Annotated in this window: 15 protein-coding genes and 1 riboswitch; of the genes, 8 read left to right on the top strand and 7 right to left on the bottom strand. The window is 69.4% G+C overall.

Annotated elements, in window-relative coordinates:
* The first annotated feature begins 8 nt into the window (after window positions 1-8).
* A riboswitch (TPP riboswitch) is annotated at window positions 9-114 on the top strand.
* Together R0145_RS08730 and thiH are read left to right on the top strand one after the other, a co-directional pair.
* Window positions 112-900, top strand: a complete 789-nt coding sequence (locus R0145_RS08730; RefSeq protein WP_317839996.1) for a thiazole synthase — start codon at window positions 112-114, stop codon at window positions 898-900. Its footprint overlaps the riboswitch before it by 3 nt.
* Complete coding sequence (gene thiH / locus R0145_RS08735) at window positions 897-2,048, top strand: 2-iminoacetate synthase ThiH (RefSeq protein WP_317839997.1); 1,152 nt, start codon at window positions 897-899, stop codon at window positions 2,046-2,048. Before R0145_RS08730 ends, thiH begins: the two co-directional genes overlap by 4 nt.
* A 58-nt stretch (window positions 2,049-2,106) precedes the next feature.
* Here thiH and R0145_RS08740 read toward each other — a convergent pair whose 3' ends face one another.
* Together R0145_RS08740 and R0145_RS08745 are read right to left on the bottom strand one after the other, a co-directional pair.
* Window positions 2,107-2,760, bottom strand: coding sequence for a vWA domain-containing protein (locus R0145_RS08740; RefSeq protein WP_317839998.1), 654 nt, complete (start codon window positions 2,758-2,760; stop codon window positions 2,107-2,109).
* Window positions 2,761-2,780: 20 nt separating this feature from the next.
* On the bottom strand, window positions 2,781-3,176 hold the full coding sequence (locus R0145_RS08745; RefSeq protein ID WP_317839999.1) for a hypothetical protein: 396 nt from the start codon (window positions 3,174-3,176) through the stop codon (window positions 2,781-2,783).
* Window positions 3,177-3,243: 67 nt separating this feature from the next.
* Here R0145_RS08745 and R0145_RS08750 point away from each other — a divergent pair, with 67 nt between their 5' ends.
* The 3 genes from R0145_RS08750 to R0145_RS08760 all read left to right on the top strand — a co-directional run bounded on the left by R0145_RS08750 (window position 3,244) and on the right by R0145_RS08760 (window position 5,409).
* Window positions 3,244-4,041, top strand: coding sequence for an alpha/beta hydrolase (locus R0145_RS08750; RefSeq protein WP_317840000.1), 798 nt, complete (start codon window positions 3,244-3,246; stop codon window positions 4,039-4,041).
* 164 nt (window positions 4,042-4,205) lie between these two features.
* Entirely contained in the window at window positions 4,206-4,925 is a 720-nt protein-coding gene (locus R0145_RS08755; protein ID WP_317840002.1) for an AAA family ATPase, read from the top strand.
* 25 nt (window positions 4,926-4,950) lie between these two features.
* The gene (locus R0145_RS08760) at window positions 4,951-5,409 is read left to right on the top strand and encodes a DUF1275 family protein (RefSeq protein WP_317840004.1); all 459 of its coding nucleotides are present in this window, start codon (window positions 4,951-4,953) and stop codon (window positions 5,407-5,409) included.
* A 217-nt stretch (window positions 5,410-5,626) separates the two neighbouring features.
* On the opposite strand, the gene arsM is transcribed toward R0145_RS08760, so the two are convergent.
* Both arsM and R0145_RS08770 read right to left on the bottom strand, forming a co-directional pair.
* The gene (gene arsM, locus R0145_RS08765; protein ID WP_317840006.1) at window positions 5,627-6,421 is read right to left on the bottom strand and encodes an arsenite methyltransferase; all 795 of its coding nucleotides are present in this window, start codon (window positions 6,419-6,421) and stop codon (window positions 5,627-5,629) included.
* Between the two features lie 151 nt (window positions 6,422-6,572).
* Window positions 6,573-7,241 (bottom strand): DUF4386 family protein, encoded by a 669-nt coding sequence (locus tag R0145_RS08770; RefSeq protein ID WP_317840007.1) that lies wholly within the window; start codon window positions 7,239-7,241, stop codon window positions 6,573-6,575.
* 53 nt (window positions 7,242-7,294) lie between these two features.
* Here R0145_RS08770 and R0145_RS08775 point away from each other — a divergent pair, with 53 nt between their 5' ends.
* Window positions 7,295-7,966 carry a TetR/AcrR family transcriptional regulator gene (locus R0145_RS08775; RefSeq protein ID WP_317840008.1) on the top strand — a complete coding sequence of 224 codons (672 nt, stop codon included), beginning with the start codon at window positions 7,295-7,297 and terminating at the stop codon, window positions 7,964-7,966.
* A 56-nt stretch (window positions 7,967-8,022) separates the two neighbouring features.
* Here the strand turns inward: R0145_RS08775 and R0145_RS08780 are convergent, their stop codons facing one another.
* From R0145_RS08780 to R0145_RS08790, 3 genes are read right to left on the bottom strand one after another with little or no spacing between them, the layout of a single operon-like run.
* Entirely contained in the window at window positions 8,023-8,907 is an 885-nt protein-coding gene (locus R0145_RS08780; protein WP_317840010.1) for a helix-turn-helix transcriptional regulator, read from the bottom strand.
* 49 nt (window positions 8,908-8,956) lie between these two features.
* Entirely contained in the window at window positions 8,957-9,973 is a 1,017-nt protein-coding gene (locus R0145_RS08785) for an aldo/keto reductase (protein ID WP_317840011.1), read from the bottom strand.
* A 53-nt stretch (window positions 9,974-10,026) separates the two neighbouring features.
* Window positions 10,027-11,076 (bottom strand): zinc-binding dehydrogenase, encoded by a 1,050-nt coding sequence (locus R0145_RS08790; RefSeq protein WP_317840012.1) that lies wholly within the window; start codon window positions 11,074-11,076, stop codon window positions 10,027-10,029.
* A 236-nt stretch (window positions 11,077-11,312) separates the two neighbouring features.
* Here R0145_RS08790 and R0145_RS08795 point away from each other — a divergent pair, with 236 nt between their 5' ends.
* Window positions 11,313-11,816 carry a MarR family winged helix-turn-helix transcriptional regulator gene (locus tag R0145_RS08795; RefSeq protein ID WP_317840013.1) on the top strand — a complete coding sequence of 168 codons (504 nt, stop codon included), beginning with the start codon at window positions 11,313-11,315 and terminating at the stop codon, window positions 11,814-11,816.
* On the top strand, window positions 11,816-13,060 hold the full coding sequence (locus tag R0145_RS08800) for an MFS transporter (protein WP_317840192.1): 1,245 nt from the start codon (window positions 11,816-11,818) through the stop codon (window positions 13,058-13,060). The genes R0145_RS08795 and R0145_RS08800 overlap by 1 nt, the downstream gene beginning before the upstream one ends.
* The last annotated feature ends 25 nt before the right edge of the window (window positions 13,061-13,085 follow it).

Here is a 13,085-nt window from a genome sequence, read left to right on the forward strand (position 1 = left end):
TAGCGTGGTCGCATTCCCACGGGAGCCCCAGCAGGGGCTGAGAGCAAGCTGACGCGCTTGGACCGTCGAACCTGTCCGGATCATGCCGGCGTAGGAAGTGAGTGCACCACAATGTCTGACACGTTCACCCTCGGTGGACACGAGTTCTCGTCCCGGTTCATCCTCGGGTCGGGCAAGTACAACCTCGAGCTGATCAGAGCGGCCGTCGACCAGGCCGGAGCGCAGATGATCACCCTCGCGCTGCGGCGGGCCACCGCCGATACCGAGAGCATCCTCGACCACATCCCCGACCACGTCACTCTGCTGCCCAACACCTCGGGGGCCCGTACGGCCGACGAGGCGGTGCGCATCGCGCGGCTGGCCCGCGAGCTCGGCTGCGGCGACTTCGTCAAGATCGAGGTCGTCCGCGACTCGAAGTACCTGCTGCCGGACAACCAGGAGACCCTCAAGGCGACCGAGATCCTTGCCGCCGAGGGGTTCATCGTGCTGCCGTACATGCACCCCGATCTGACCGTGGCCCGCGACCTGGTCACGGCCGGTGCGGCGGCGGTGATGCCGTTGGCGGCTCCGATCGGCTCGAACCGTGGGCTGGCCGCCAAGGAGTTCCTCCAGATCCTGATCGACGAGATCGAGGTGCCGATCATCGTCGACGCCGGCATCGGCCGGCCCTCGCAGGCCTGCGAGGCGATGGAGCTGGGCGCCGCCGCGATCATGGCCAACACCGCGATCGCCACCGCGTCGGACGTCCCGGCGATGGCCCGGGCCTTCCGGCTGGCGATCGAGGCCGGCCGCGCGGGCTATCTGGCCGGGCCGGGCCGGGTGCTGGAGCGCGGTGGCGAGGCGTCCAGCCCGCTGACCGCATTCCTGGATGAGGTGGAGCTGGACGAGGTGGCCCGATGAGGCACACCGACCACATGGGGTACTACCCCCGACAGGAGCGACTCGACTCCGGGCTGATGGCGCAGGTGCTCGCCCGGGTGGCGGCGACTGATTTCTCCGTCTACACCAGCCGTGACGTCAAGGCGGCGCTGAGCCACCGGACCCGGACGATCGACGACTTCGCTGCCCTGCTCTCCCCCGCCGCCGCTCCCCTGCTCGAGGACCTGGCGGTGGCGGCCAGGCGCGAGACCCGCGAGCACTTCGGCACCTCGATCCAACTGTTCACACCGCTCTACATCGCGAACTACTGCGCCAACCTCTGCACCTACTGCGGGTTCGCGGCCGACAACCGGATCCACCGGATGCGGCTCACCCCCGACGGCATCGACGCGGAGCTGCGGGCGATCGCCGACACCGGCTTCGAGGAGATCCTCATCCTCACCGGCGAGAGCCCGAAATTCTCGAACACTGAGTACATCGCCGACGCCGTCCGCCGGGCCGCCCGGCTGTTCCGGACCGTCGCGGTGGAGATCCAGCCGGTCAACACCGCCGAGTACCGTACGCTCCACGAGGCCGGCGCGGACGCCGTCTGCGTCTACCAGGAGACGTACAACCCCGACGCGTACGACCCGCTGCATCCGGGTGGGCGCAAGCGCAGCTTCCCCTACCGCTTCCAGTCGCAGGAGCGGGCGCTGCGCGGCGGCATGCGCGGCGTCGGCTTCGGCGCGCTGCTCGGTCTGGACGACTGGCACACCGACGCTCTGGCCACCGGCCTGCACGCCTCCCTGGTGCAGAAGGCCTACCCGGCCGCGGAGATCAGCCTGTCCTGCCCACGGCTGCGTCCGACGGTGGCGGACGCCACCGTGAACCCGCGCGACGTCCACGAGCGGCAGCTGCTGCAGATCCTGTGTGCCTACCGGTTGTTCCTGCCGTACGCCGCCATCACGGTGTCGACCCGGGAGCGCGCCGGCTTCCGCGACAACGTGATCGGCGTGGTGGCGACCAAGGTGTCGGCGGGAGTCAGCACCGGGGTGGGTGCCCATGCGGAGGGGCTGGGGTCCGGCGACGAGCAGTTCGAGATCGCCGACGGCCGCAGCCTTCCGGAGGTGTGTGCCGCCATCCGGGCCCACGGGCTGCAACCGGTGATGAACGACCACCTGCTGGTCTGAGGCGCGGCTGCCCGCTCCGACGACTCGCCGAGGTGACCGTCCGCCGCGCGGTCGCCGATCAGTCCGAGGGCTCGCCGGCGGATTCCCGTCGTTCCTGCTCGGTGTAGCCGATGTCCGCGGCCGGTGCTCCGGCGACCCGCGCGGTGCGTACCCGCCCGACCAGGTAGGACGTCATCCTCATCGCCGAACCGGCCGCGTCGCGGGCGTAGGTCATTGAACGGTTGGCGGCGACACCGAGGCTGGTACCGACCTCGATGGCGTCCTGGTCGGCGCCCAGGTAGAGGAACTCCCAGCTGTAGGTCGTCGTCTGCTGCTGGATGAGTGCTCTGATCGCCGGATGTGTCCACTCCCGGGAGGCGTTCTCGTAGCCGTCGGTCATGATCCCGACGATGACGGTGCCGGGCCGTTCCGGCTCGGGCAGGGAGGCGAGCTGGGCGCCGGCGTCCGTGACGAGGCGGCCGATGGCATCCAGCAGGGCGGTCGTCCCCCGCGGTTGCAGATCGAGCCCGGGCACGTCCCCGATGGGCTTGTCCCGGTAGACGACCTCGTACTGGTTGTCGAACTGGGCGAGGGTGACTCGGCAGTCGCCGGGGTGACGGCGTTGATCGGCGATGAAGGCGTTGAACCCGCCGATGGTGTCCTCGCGGATGGACTGCATCGAGCCCGAGCGGTCGAGGAGGAAGTACAGGTGGGTGAGGTGCGGGTTGGTCATGGGGACTCCTCCTGGGGTGGTCAGCTGTCGCGGCGACGACGGAATCTGAGCGGCTCGACCGGATGGTCGGGGGTGGGGGCAGGGCGTCCGAGTTCGGCGTCGTAGCGGGCGCGCTCGACAGATGTTCTCGTGACACGGCCTTCGGGCGTCGCGTACGGCATCAGCCGGGCGGTGCGGGCCAGCCGTGGCCCGACGGCGTTCTCGGAGAGCTGTGCGAGCTGGCCGGCTTGCCGTAGGGAGGTGCCCTCTTCGAGGACGGTGGCGGCCATCGCCTGGTCGATCGCCCGAGTGAGCTGCCCCTGGGCCTCGGCGATCAGCGGGAGGGCATCCGCAGCGCTGGTCGACTCTGCCGCCCGCGTGATGGCCGCGGCGGCGTCCCGGATCAGGGTGTCGAGTTCAGAGCTTCCAGTTCCCACAGATCAAGAATATGCAGTTACTGCGGATCGGCAATAGGGCTGATCTGCGGTGTCGTAGATTCGGAGCATGGTGGACGTGACGCGGTCACTCGAGGTCGGTGGGTGTGTGCTTCGGTTCGAGGCGAGTAGCGGCGGAGGGCCCGGTGTCGTGTTCCTGCACGGAGCCGGCGTCGATCACGTGATGTTCGACGCCCAGTACCAGGCGCTCGCGGAGGCGGGCTTCCGGGCTGTCACGGTCGATCTGCGCGGGCACGGCCGCTCGCGTCCGACCACGGTGCCGCTGACCGCAACACTCCTCGCCACCGACATCGAAGCGCTGACCGCACATCTCGAGCTGGAGCGGCCGGTGCTCGTCGGTCTCTCGCTCGGCGGGAATCTGGCCCAGTATCTGGTCCGCCGGGGCCCGGATCGCTACTCGGCGCTCGCCGTACTGGACGCGGCCTGGAACAGCGGTCCGCTGACCCCGGTGGAGCGGGCCGCGCTGCGGGCCGCCGCCCCGCTGCTGCGGCTCATCCCGGCTGGGTCGTTGCCGCGGCTGATGGCGAACGCCTCGGCCACCACCGAGGCAGCCCGTACGGATCTGCGACGCGCCTTCGCTCAACTGACCAAGCGCGAGTTCCTCGCCGCCTGGCAGGCGACGACCCAGTTCCTGCGCCCTGAGCCCGACTACCGCACCCCGATCCCGTTGCTGCTGGCGCGCGGAGCCGACGACCGCACCGGCAACATCGCGACCGCGATGCCCCGCTGGGCGGCCGCGGAAGGGATCGAGGAGCACGTCATCACCGGGGCCGGCCACGTGATCACCCAGGATGCCCCTGAGGTCGTCACGACGATGCTCCTGGACTTCCTGAGCACTCTGCAATGAATGCAGCGGTGATTGTCGGACGTGTGTCTGGTTCCGCGCAGCCACCGGGCCGGCCGGTCGCTCCCCCCGGGCAGCCAGCCCGAAGGGGTGCGCAGCCAGCACGGCGACACCGACCTGGGAGTCGTCCGCCCGGCGGTGTCCGGCGCGCCGCATAGCCTGTCGTCATGACCGCCGCCTTCAGCTCACTCCCCGTCCGCGAGGTGATCGGTGAACCGGGCGATGACGACAGCGGGTGGCCGTTCTCCCTGGCCCCGGTGGCCCAGCTGCTGCGGGACGGTCTGGAGCTGTCCGAGCTGACTGTCCTGGTCGGGGAGAACGGGGTCGGCAAGTCGACCATCCTCGAGGCGATCGCGATGGCTTACGGGCTCAGTCCCGAGGGTGGAAGCATCTCGCTGAGGCCGTCGGACCGGCCCACCGAGTCGCCGCTGCACGAGCGGATCCGGGTGGTGCGTGGCGTCGGCCGCTCCCGGTGGGGCTACTTCCTGCGCGCCGAGACGATGCATGGTCTGCTGACCTACCTCGAGCAACACCCGGGCGCGGATGCCCGCTACCACGAACGCTCGCATGGTCAGGCGTTCGATGAACTCCTCGAGGTGAAGCTGGGGCACATGGTCGGCCGCGGTGGTTTCCTCGTGCTCGACGAACCGGAGTCGGGGCTCTCCTTCCTGTCCCAGATCAGGTTGGCGAACCGGCTCGCGCAGTTGCGGGACGACGGGATCCAGGTGCTGATGGCGACCCATTCGCCGATCCTCTCGGCCACCCCGGGAGCACAGATCATCGAACTGGACGAGGCCGGCTTCCGAGCCCGCCGCTGGAAGGAGCTGATGACCGTCGCCCTGTACGCTCGTTTTCTCGCCGATCCGGGTTACTTCGGGCTGGAATAGACGTCGGGGAATGGAGGGCTGTGTGATGAAGAGTCACCTGGTGGAGGCATGGGAGACGTTGGTGCCGCCGAAGGGTGGCCCGCATGGTCCGTTGCCACCGCTTCTGTTGCTTCTGACGGTGGTCACCGGTCTCGTCGATGCGTTCAGCTATCTGGTGCTGGGCCGGGTGTTCGTGGCGAACATGACCGGAAATGTGGTGTTCCTGTCGTTCGCACTGGGCGGCGCCCCCGGATTCACCTGGTGGGCATTCCTTGGCGGACGCGTGGCTTCACGGGTGGGCCACCATCGCGGTCGTCATCTCTTGGTGGGCACACTTGCGCAGATGGTGCTCGTTCTCGTAGCGCTGGTACTGGCGCTGTCTTTTCCGATACCGCCGGTGAACCAGTCGTATACGGGGCTCCCGCTGGGGATTCTGATCGCCCTGCTGGGAGCAGCATGGGATTGCAGAATGCGGCGGCTCGTACGCTCGCAGTGCCTGATCTGACAACGACCGTGCTGACACTGACGGTACGCAACACAAGGTGATCGGTCTCGAGGCGTACGTCGATATCGATGCCCCCAGTGGTCCGCAACGCATCCTTTACCACACCCAGGAGCACCTGGACGCCGTATCGCGCAGATGAACCGAAAGTGATTCTCCACGGGCATCGAGAGATGTTGGTTGCTCGGAGCGGTCGACACGCGGCGACCACGGGCGAGGTCTAGGCAGGCTTCGTCGCCTTGATGATCGCCCCGTGCATGCCGGGGGCGACCTCGTGGGTGAATGCGACGCTGGTGTCGGTGAAACCGACTTCCGCCAACCCGGCCAGGTATTCCGCGCGGGACAGCGCGCCGGCTATGCAGCCGACGTAGGAGCCGCGCTCCGCCCGCTCGCCCGGCGTCACGTCATCCTCGGCCACCACGTCGGCGATCCCGATCCGGCCGCCCGACCTGAGCAGGCGGAACATCTCGGCCAGCACCTTCGGCTTGTCGACCGACAGATTGATCACGCAATTGGAGATGACCACATCGATCGATCCGGCCGGCAGCGGGACATCCTCGATCGTGCCCTTGACGAACTGGACATTGCGTACATCAGCCTTGGCTGCGTTGGCGCGAGCGAGGGCCAGCATCTCGTCGGTCATGTCCACCCCCACGGCGAATCCCTCGGGGCCGACCCGGCGGGCGGACAGCAGGACGTCAATGCCGCCGCCGGAGCCGAGGTCGAGCACGCGCTCACCGGGGCGCAGGTCGGCCACCGCGGTCGGGTTGCCGCAGCCGAGGCTGGCCGCCAGCGCTTCCGCCGGCAGGTCGACCGCGTCGCCGGCGACATAGAGTCCGGAGCCGAACCGCTCGTCGACCTCCAGCGGACCCGGGCCTGTGGGCTCGCAACACCCGCCGCCAGCACAGCGGTCGCCGGTGTCCAGGAGCAGACGACGATCGCCGACCGCCCGAGCCGTCTGCGCGTAGCGGTCGCGAACCTGCTCCTGGATCCGTGCCCTGTCCTCGTCCAACACGCCGGTCTCCTTACATAGACGCTCATCTATCGGGACCATCATGCTCCAACGCATAGATGGATGTCAATGAGTCTATGTGGATCCCTACCGTACGCATCCCGAGCCTCCTCCGGGAGCTCGGTCTGTAGAGAGCTCCACGGGGGCATGGTCGTCAGGCTCGCGCACGACGCAGCAGCAGCACCCCGGTCGCGGCCAACCACGCGCTCCATGCCACGTAGCCGATGAAGTTCACCGTGCCACCGGCCGCAAACCCGAACGGCTCGGCGACACCGATCACCACGGCCGCGGCGCAGAGAACGCCGAACCACCGCAGCCAGGACGGCTGGCCGAGGCGACGCAACGTGCCGAGCGCCACCAGCACCGTCCATCCGGCCGTCGTCAGGTAGCCGAGGGTCTCGCCGATGCCGACCCCCAGGTATTCGTGCAGGACGGTGAACCCGACAAGGGCCGCCGCAGCGCTGGACGGGTCCGCCGCGGCAGCCGCGAGCGCCGGGACCGCGAAGACCCAGCGCAACAGGCCGACCACCTGGACGACCCCCGCCAGGACACCCACCACAGCCGCCAGCCTGGCGGTCGAGCTGAAGTGATGCGGATCGAGACCGCGCAGGCCGACGCTGACCGGGACGAGCAGCGCGGCGAGCGCCGCAAGAGCCGCGAACAGCCACCGAACGCTGGCCGTGGCCGCGAATCGGCCCAGCACCACGGCGGGCGGTTCGCGCAGGATCGCCGGGTAGTCGAAGGCGTTCGCGAGAGCGACGAAGACGATGTTCGTGCCGAGTGCTGCGATGAGCATCGCTACACCGGTGAGCAGGCGGGTCATGGCTTCTCCTTAATTGTACGGCGTACAGATAATGTACGCCGTACAATTCCTGCATGGCAAGTCGTTCTGCCGGGCGCCCCGGCCGCATGCGGGTGCTCACCCAGGACCAGGTCGTGGCCGCGGCGCTGGCCCTCGTCGACGCGGGCGGCACCGATGCGCTGAGCATGCGCGCTGTCGCCGCCGAGCTCGGCGTGGCGCCCAACGCGCTCTACACCTACTTCCCCAACCGTGCGGCGCTGGTCGCGGCGCTCATCGAGCAGGTGCTGGCCGAGGTGGACGGCGGCCCGCTCGGGAGCGACTGGCGAGCCGGTGTGCGCGGCATCGCCTCCGCGCTGCGCGCGGCCCTGGCCCGCCATCCCGGCATGGTGCCGCTGATGGTCGCCGGCCCGATGTTCGGCCCCCAGGCGCTGGGACTCGGCGAACGTGTGCTCGCCCTGCTGGTCGACGCGGGATTCCCGCCGGACGACGCCGCCCGCGTCCTGTACACCGTCCTGGCGTACGTTCTCGGTTTCGCCGCGATGGATGCCGCCGAACTACCCGACGGACCTGCCCCGACCATGGCGGAACGGGTCGCGACCCGGCTCGTCGCATTCGAGGACGTCCCCGCGGAGCACTTCCCCCACACCCGGGCGACGGCGACCACGGCTGCGGGCTACGTCACCGATGAGCAGTTCCGGTACGGGCTGGACGCTCTCATCGCGGGCATCGCCCCCTTGTGCCGCTGACGTATCGCGCTGCACCGTCCGGGCAGCTGCGAATCTCGGCGCCGGTCAGCAGGTACTCAGGCCTCGGCGGTGGCGTCCTCGTCGGTGAACCGCTCCTGCTGGCCGGCGGCCCACGAGGCCAGCAGTTTCAGTCCGTCGGCGGTGGGTGAGCCGGCCGGGGCGGTGTAGACGTTCAGCACCAGTCCGGGTTCGCTGGGGAGTTCCATCGACTCGAAGTTCAGGTCGAGATCACCGACGACGGGGTGATGCAGCCGTTTCATGCCGCTGCGGTGGTACGTGACGTCCTGGGAGGCCCAGCGCTGCCGGAACAGCTCGCTCTGCGTGGACAGCTCGCCGACCAGGCGGATCAGGTCCGGGTCGTGCGGGTTCCGACCGGCTTCCAGCCGCAGCATCGCCGCAGCGTCCCAGGCGATCCTGTCGTAGTCGCGCCAGAAGGTGCGGGCGGCAGGATCGAGATAGGTGAACCGGGTGGTGTTCACCGGGCGTCTCGGGTCGTCGAACACAGGGGCGTACAGGGCACGTCCCATCGGATTGGCGGCGATGATGTCGTGGCGACCGTTGCGCACCCAGGCCGGGGCGTCGGAGATCGCATCGAGGACCTGCAGGACCGCCGGCCGCACACCGCCGGGCGTCTTCCGGGGCTTGCGGCGGCTCGGGCCCGCGGCGCGGGCGAGGTCGAAGAGGTACTCGCGCTCGGCCTCGTCCAGCTTCAAGGTGGTGGCGATCGCGTCCAGCACGCTCTCCGAGGCCCCGGCGAGGTTCCCCCGCTCGAGGCGTACGTAGTAGTCGACCGACACCCCGGCGAGCAGGGCGACCTCCTCACGGCGCAACCCCGCCACCCGGCGGTTGCCGCCGTAGACGGGCAGGCCCGCGTCCTGCGGGCTCAGCCGCGCACGCCGTGAGGAGAGGAACTCACGGACTTCTGCTTTCACGTCTGCCATGTCGATCACCGTAGGTCAGAGCTGGGACGGACGGGAGGCCCGGGACGTTTCAGCGGCGTCGAGCCGCCGGCTGTAGCTCGTGGGCACCGTAGCTGTTGTCGTCGGGGTTGATGGTCACGCCGGGCGCGACGAGTCGGTCGATGCGGTCCAGCACCTCGGCCGAGAGGGTGATGTCGGCGGCCGGCAGGTAGGACTGGAGGTGCTCCATCGTGCGCGGGCCGACGATCGCGGCGGTCACTCCGGGGTGGTTGAGGACGAACGCGATCGCCAGCTCGATCAGCGTGATCCCGGTCTGCTCGGCGAGCTGGGCGAGGTCCTCGACGATCGCCAGCTTGCGCTGGTTTGCGGGGCTGCTCATGTCGAAGCGGGGGCCGGGGCGGGCGGCGGACGTCGTGGTCGGTGCGTTCCCGGCCCGCCAGCGGCCGGAGAGCCAACCGCCGGCCAGCGGGCTGTAGGTCAGGGTGCCCATCCCGTGCCGCAGAGTGGTCGGCAGCACGTCCTCCTCGATGCCGCGTACCAGGATCGAGTACGGCGGCTGCTCGGTGACGAACCGCGCGTAGTGGTTCTCCTTCGCCGCCCACTGCGCCGCCACGATCTGCGAGCCGGAGTAGGACGAGGAGCCGATGTAGCGCACCTTCCCGGCCCGGACGAGGTCGGTGAGCGCGCCCAGGGTCTCCTCCACGTCGATCTCGGGAGTGGGCCGGTGGACCTGGTACAGGTCGATGTGGTCGGTGCCCAGGCGCCGCAGGGAGTTCTCGACCTCGGTCATGATCCACCGGCGGGACCCGCCGCCGTGGTTCGGGTCCTCGTCCATCGGCATGAAGAACTTGGTCGCCAAGAACACCTCGTCCCGGTGCCCCTTCAGCGCCCGCCCGGTGATCTCCTCCGAGACGCCGGCCGAGTAGACGTCGGCGGTGTCGACGAAGTTGATGCCCGCGTCCAGGGCTGCGTGGATGATGCGGATCGCGTCGTCGTGGTCGTTGTTGGCCCACGGGCCGAACATCATGGTGCCCAGGCACAGCGGGCTGACCCTGACGCCGGTGCGGCCGAGGTAGCGGTATTCCATCATCGTTCCTTACTCTTCCTTCTCGTTCGAGCTCGCTCCGTCGACCGGATCGGTCACGGGCGGACCATCACCTTCAGCGCCTCGCGGGCGTTCATCGCCGCATACCCGGCGGGCACCTCGTCCAGGCTGACGGTGCGGTCGAAGACCTTGCCGGGGTTGATGGTGCCGTCCAGGACCTGCGGGATCGCGGCCTCCAGGTAGGCGCGCACCGGGGCGGGGCCGCCGGCCAGGCGGGCATTCTTGCCGAACAGTGAGCCGAATCCGATCGGGGCCTCTTCGTACTGCGGGACGCCGACCCGGGAGATGATGCCGCCGGGGCGTACGACGCCGTACGCCTGCTGGTAGGCCGGCAGATGGCCGACGGCCTCGATAACGACGTGGGAGCCTTCGCCGTTGGTGAGGTCGATGACCTTCGCGATGCCCTCCGCGCCACGCTCGGCGACCACGTCGGTCGCGCCGAACTCGACGCCCAGGTCGGTCCGCGCCGTGTGCCGGCCCATCAGGATGATCCGCTCGGCGCCCAACTGCTTGGCGGCGAGCACCGCGCCGAGGCCGACTGCGCCATCGCCGACCACGGTGACGGTCCTGCCCGGGGCGACCTCGCCCATGTGGGCGCCGTGGTAACCGGTCAGGTACACATCCGACAGGGTGAGCAGCGACGCCAGCAGCGCCTCGTCGGCCGTCGCCGGGTCGATGTCCGGGACCTTCACCAGGCTGCCGTCGGCGAGCGGGACGCGGCCGTACTCGGCCTGCAGCCCGGCCGCCTGCGGGGTGCCGTACCAGCCACCGTGGACGCAGGCGGTGTGCAAGCCCTCCCGGCAGAACACACAGGTGTTGTCGCTGTACGCGAACGGGACGATCACGAAGTCCCCCGGCCTCACGCTCGTCACCTCCGAGCCGATCTCCTCGACCACGCCGATCAGTTCGTGCCCCATCGACTGCCCCTCCGCCGTCTTCGGCAGCGAATGGTAGGGGTGCAGGTCCGAGCCACAGATGCACGCGCGGACCGTACGTACGATCGCGTCGGTCGGGTCCTGGACGATCGGGTCCGGGACGGTCTCGATGCGTACGTCACCGGCGCCGTACATGAACGTTGCCTTCATGAGGACACTCGTCTTTCTTCTCGGGGCCAGGGGAGCACCGAGGGAGACGCGTCGGCGCACCACGAGGATGACCCGTGGTGCGCCCTCCATCGGGCCACGACCATCACACCCCCTCCCGCCGGCGTGCGGGAGTGCCTGTTCTTCCAGGTACTGCCAGTGCCTCCCTTTGCGCCCGGTTCCTGTGCGCGGGAGCGGACACGGGCCAACTACTTAAGAAACTTAACTACACTGCTCGAGTGACCCCCGACGACATGCTCAGCGACGCCGGCATCCCGGACCACGACGCGCAGGCGGACGATGCCCGGTTCGCCGCGGACCTCGCTCTGGCGACCACCCGGTTCACCCGGAATGCGCAGTACTTCGCGGGGACCCCGGTGTCGTCCGCCGACTGGCGCACGATCCGGATCGTCGCCACCGAGGGCCCGATGCGGATCGGTGAACTCGCCCGTCTGGAGCGCTACACCGCGGCCAGCGCGACCGTGCTGGTCAACCGTCTGGTCGACCAGGGGCTGCTCGCCCGCCGACCCGACCCGGACGACGCCCGCTCGAGGCTGCTCACCGCCACACCGGAGGGGCTCGCCCGGTGCTCCGAGTGGGAGGAGCAGTTGGGCCGGACCGTCGCCGACCTGCTGGCGGCGCTGCCGGAATCCCAGCAGGACACGCTCCGGGCCGCGCTGCCGATCCTGCAACGGCTCACCCGGCAGCTGAACGCATTGCGGAAGGAAAGAGACAACCAGTGATCCCCATCGCGCACCAACCACGTTCGGTCCAGGCCATCACCTTCGCCTGCGTCGTCAGCTACATGGGTGTCGGTCTGGTGGACCCGATCCTGCCGACCATCGCCGCATCGCTCGACGCGTCGCCCGGCCAGACGGAGCTGTTGTTCACCAGCTACCTGTTCACCACCGCGCTGATGATGTTCTTCAGCTCGTGGGTCAGTTCACGGTTCGGCATGCGGAGGACATTGCTGTTGGGCCTGGGACTGGTCGTGACGTTCGCGACGGCCTGCGCGCTCAGTGGGGACGTCCGCCAGGTCATCGGGTTCCGCGGCGGCTGGGGCGTCGGCAACGCGCTGTTCGTCTCGACCGCTCTGGCGGCCATCATCGGCTCGGCCGCCCAGGCCCGCAGCGCCATCGTGCTCTACGAGGCAGCCCTCGGCGTGGGCATGGCGCTGGGTCCGCTGGCCGGTGGCCTGCTGGGCGCAGTGTCCTGGCGGGCACCGTTCGGCGGGACGGCGATCCTGATGGGCCTGGGCCTGCTCGGGATCGGCCTCTATCTGCAACGACGGACCGAGAAGCCAGCCCCGGTGTCGCTCGGTGCGCCGTTCCGCGCGCTCGGCCGCCACGACTTCGTCCCGGTGCTGGCGGCCACGTTCTTCTACAACTACGCGTACTTCACGATCCTCGCGTTCACGCCGTTTCCGCTGCACCAGGCTGCCTCGAACGCCGGACTCGACTTCACGCCGATCGACCTCGGGCTCGTCTTCTTCGTCTGGGGCCTGCTGCTCGCGGTGGCGTCCGTGGTCGTGGCTCCCCGGCTCTCCCGCATCCTGGGGCTGAGGCCGACCCTGTTCGTCGCCCTCGCGGCGCTGGCCGTCGACGAGGTGGCGTTCTGGCTGGGCGCAGGCCAGCTGCCCGTGGTAATCGTCGCCACCCTGCTCTCGGGCGTGTTGCTGGGCGTCATGAACACTGCCATGACCGAAGCGGCGATGGAGGCGACGGACCTGCCGCGCGGAGTCGCGTCCAGCAGCTACTCCGGCATCCGGTTCGTCGGCGCGGCGCTCGCCCCGACCCTGACCGGTCCGCTCTCGCAGGTCGGCGGGATGGGACTCCCCTACCTGGTCGGCGCGGCGGCGACGGTGCTCGCCGTCCTCGCGCTGGGCGCTGAGTGGTACCTCACGCGTCGGCACCGAACCGCTGTCGCCGAGGCCGAGACCCGTCGGTGCCGGGGTCTGAGTGCGGCAACGTACGCCCCCGGACGGTAGCCGGTTCCGGACCGATGGTCAGCTG

This window comes from Raineyella sp. W15-4 (assembly GCF_033170155.1).
Lineage (GTDB): Bacteria > Actinomycetota > Actinomycetes > Propionibacteriales > Propionibacteriaceae > Raineyella.

Coding starts and splice junctions, on each gene's coding strand:
- R0145_RS08730 (WP_317839996.1), top strand. CDS start 112: ATGTCTGACACGTTCACCCTCGGTGGACACGAGTTCTCGTCCCGGTTC.
- thiH (WP_317839997.1), top strand. CDS start 897: ATGAGGCACACCGACCACATGGGGTACTACCCCCGACAGGAGCGACTC.
- R0145_RS08740 (WP_317839998.1), bottom strand. CDS start 2,760: ATGACCAACCCGCACCTCACCCACCTGTACTTCCTCCTCGACCGCTCG.
- R0145_RS08750 (WP_317840000.1), top strand. CDS start 3,244: ATGGTGGACGTGACGCGGTCACTCGAGGTCGGTGGGTGTGTGCTTCGG.
- R0145_RS08755 (WP_317840002.1), top strand. CDS start 4,206: ATGACCGCCGCCTTCAGCTCACTCCCCGTCCGCGAGGTGATCGGTGAA.
- R0145_RS08760 (WP_317840004.1), top strand. CDS start 4,951: ATGAAGAGTCACCTGGTGGAGGCATGGGAGACGTTGGTGCCGCCGAAG.
- R0145_RS08770 (WP_317840007.1), bottom strand. CDS start 7,241: ATGACCCGCCTGCTCACCGGTGTAGCGATGCTCATCGCAGCACTCGGC.
- R0145_RS08775 (WP_317840008.1), top strand. CDS start 7,295: ATGGCAAGTCGTTCTGCCGGGCGCCCCGGCCGCATGCGGGTGCTCACC.
- R0145_RS08780 (WP_317840010.1), bottom strand. CDS start 8,907: ATGGCAGACGTGAAAGCAGAAGTCCGTGAGTTCCTCTCCTCACGGCGT.
- R0145_RS08785 (WP_317840011.1), bottom strand. CDS start 9,973: ATGGAATACCGCTACCTCGGCCGCACCGGCGTCAGGGTCAGCCCGCTG.
- R0145_RS08790 (WP_317840012.1), bottom strand. CDS start 11,076: ATGAAGGCAACGTTCATGTACGGCGCCGGTGACGTACGCATCGAGACC.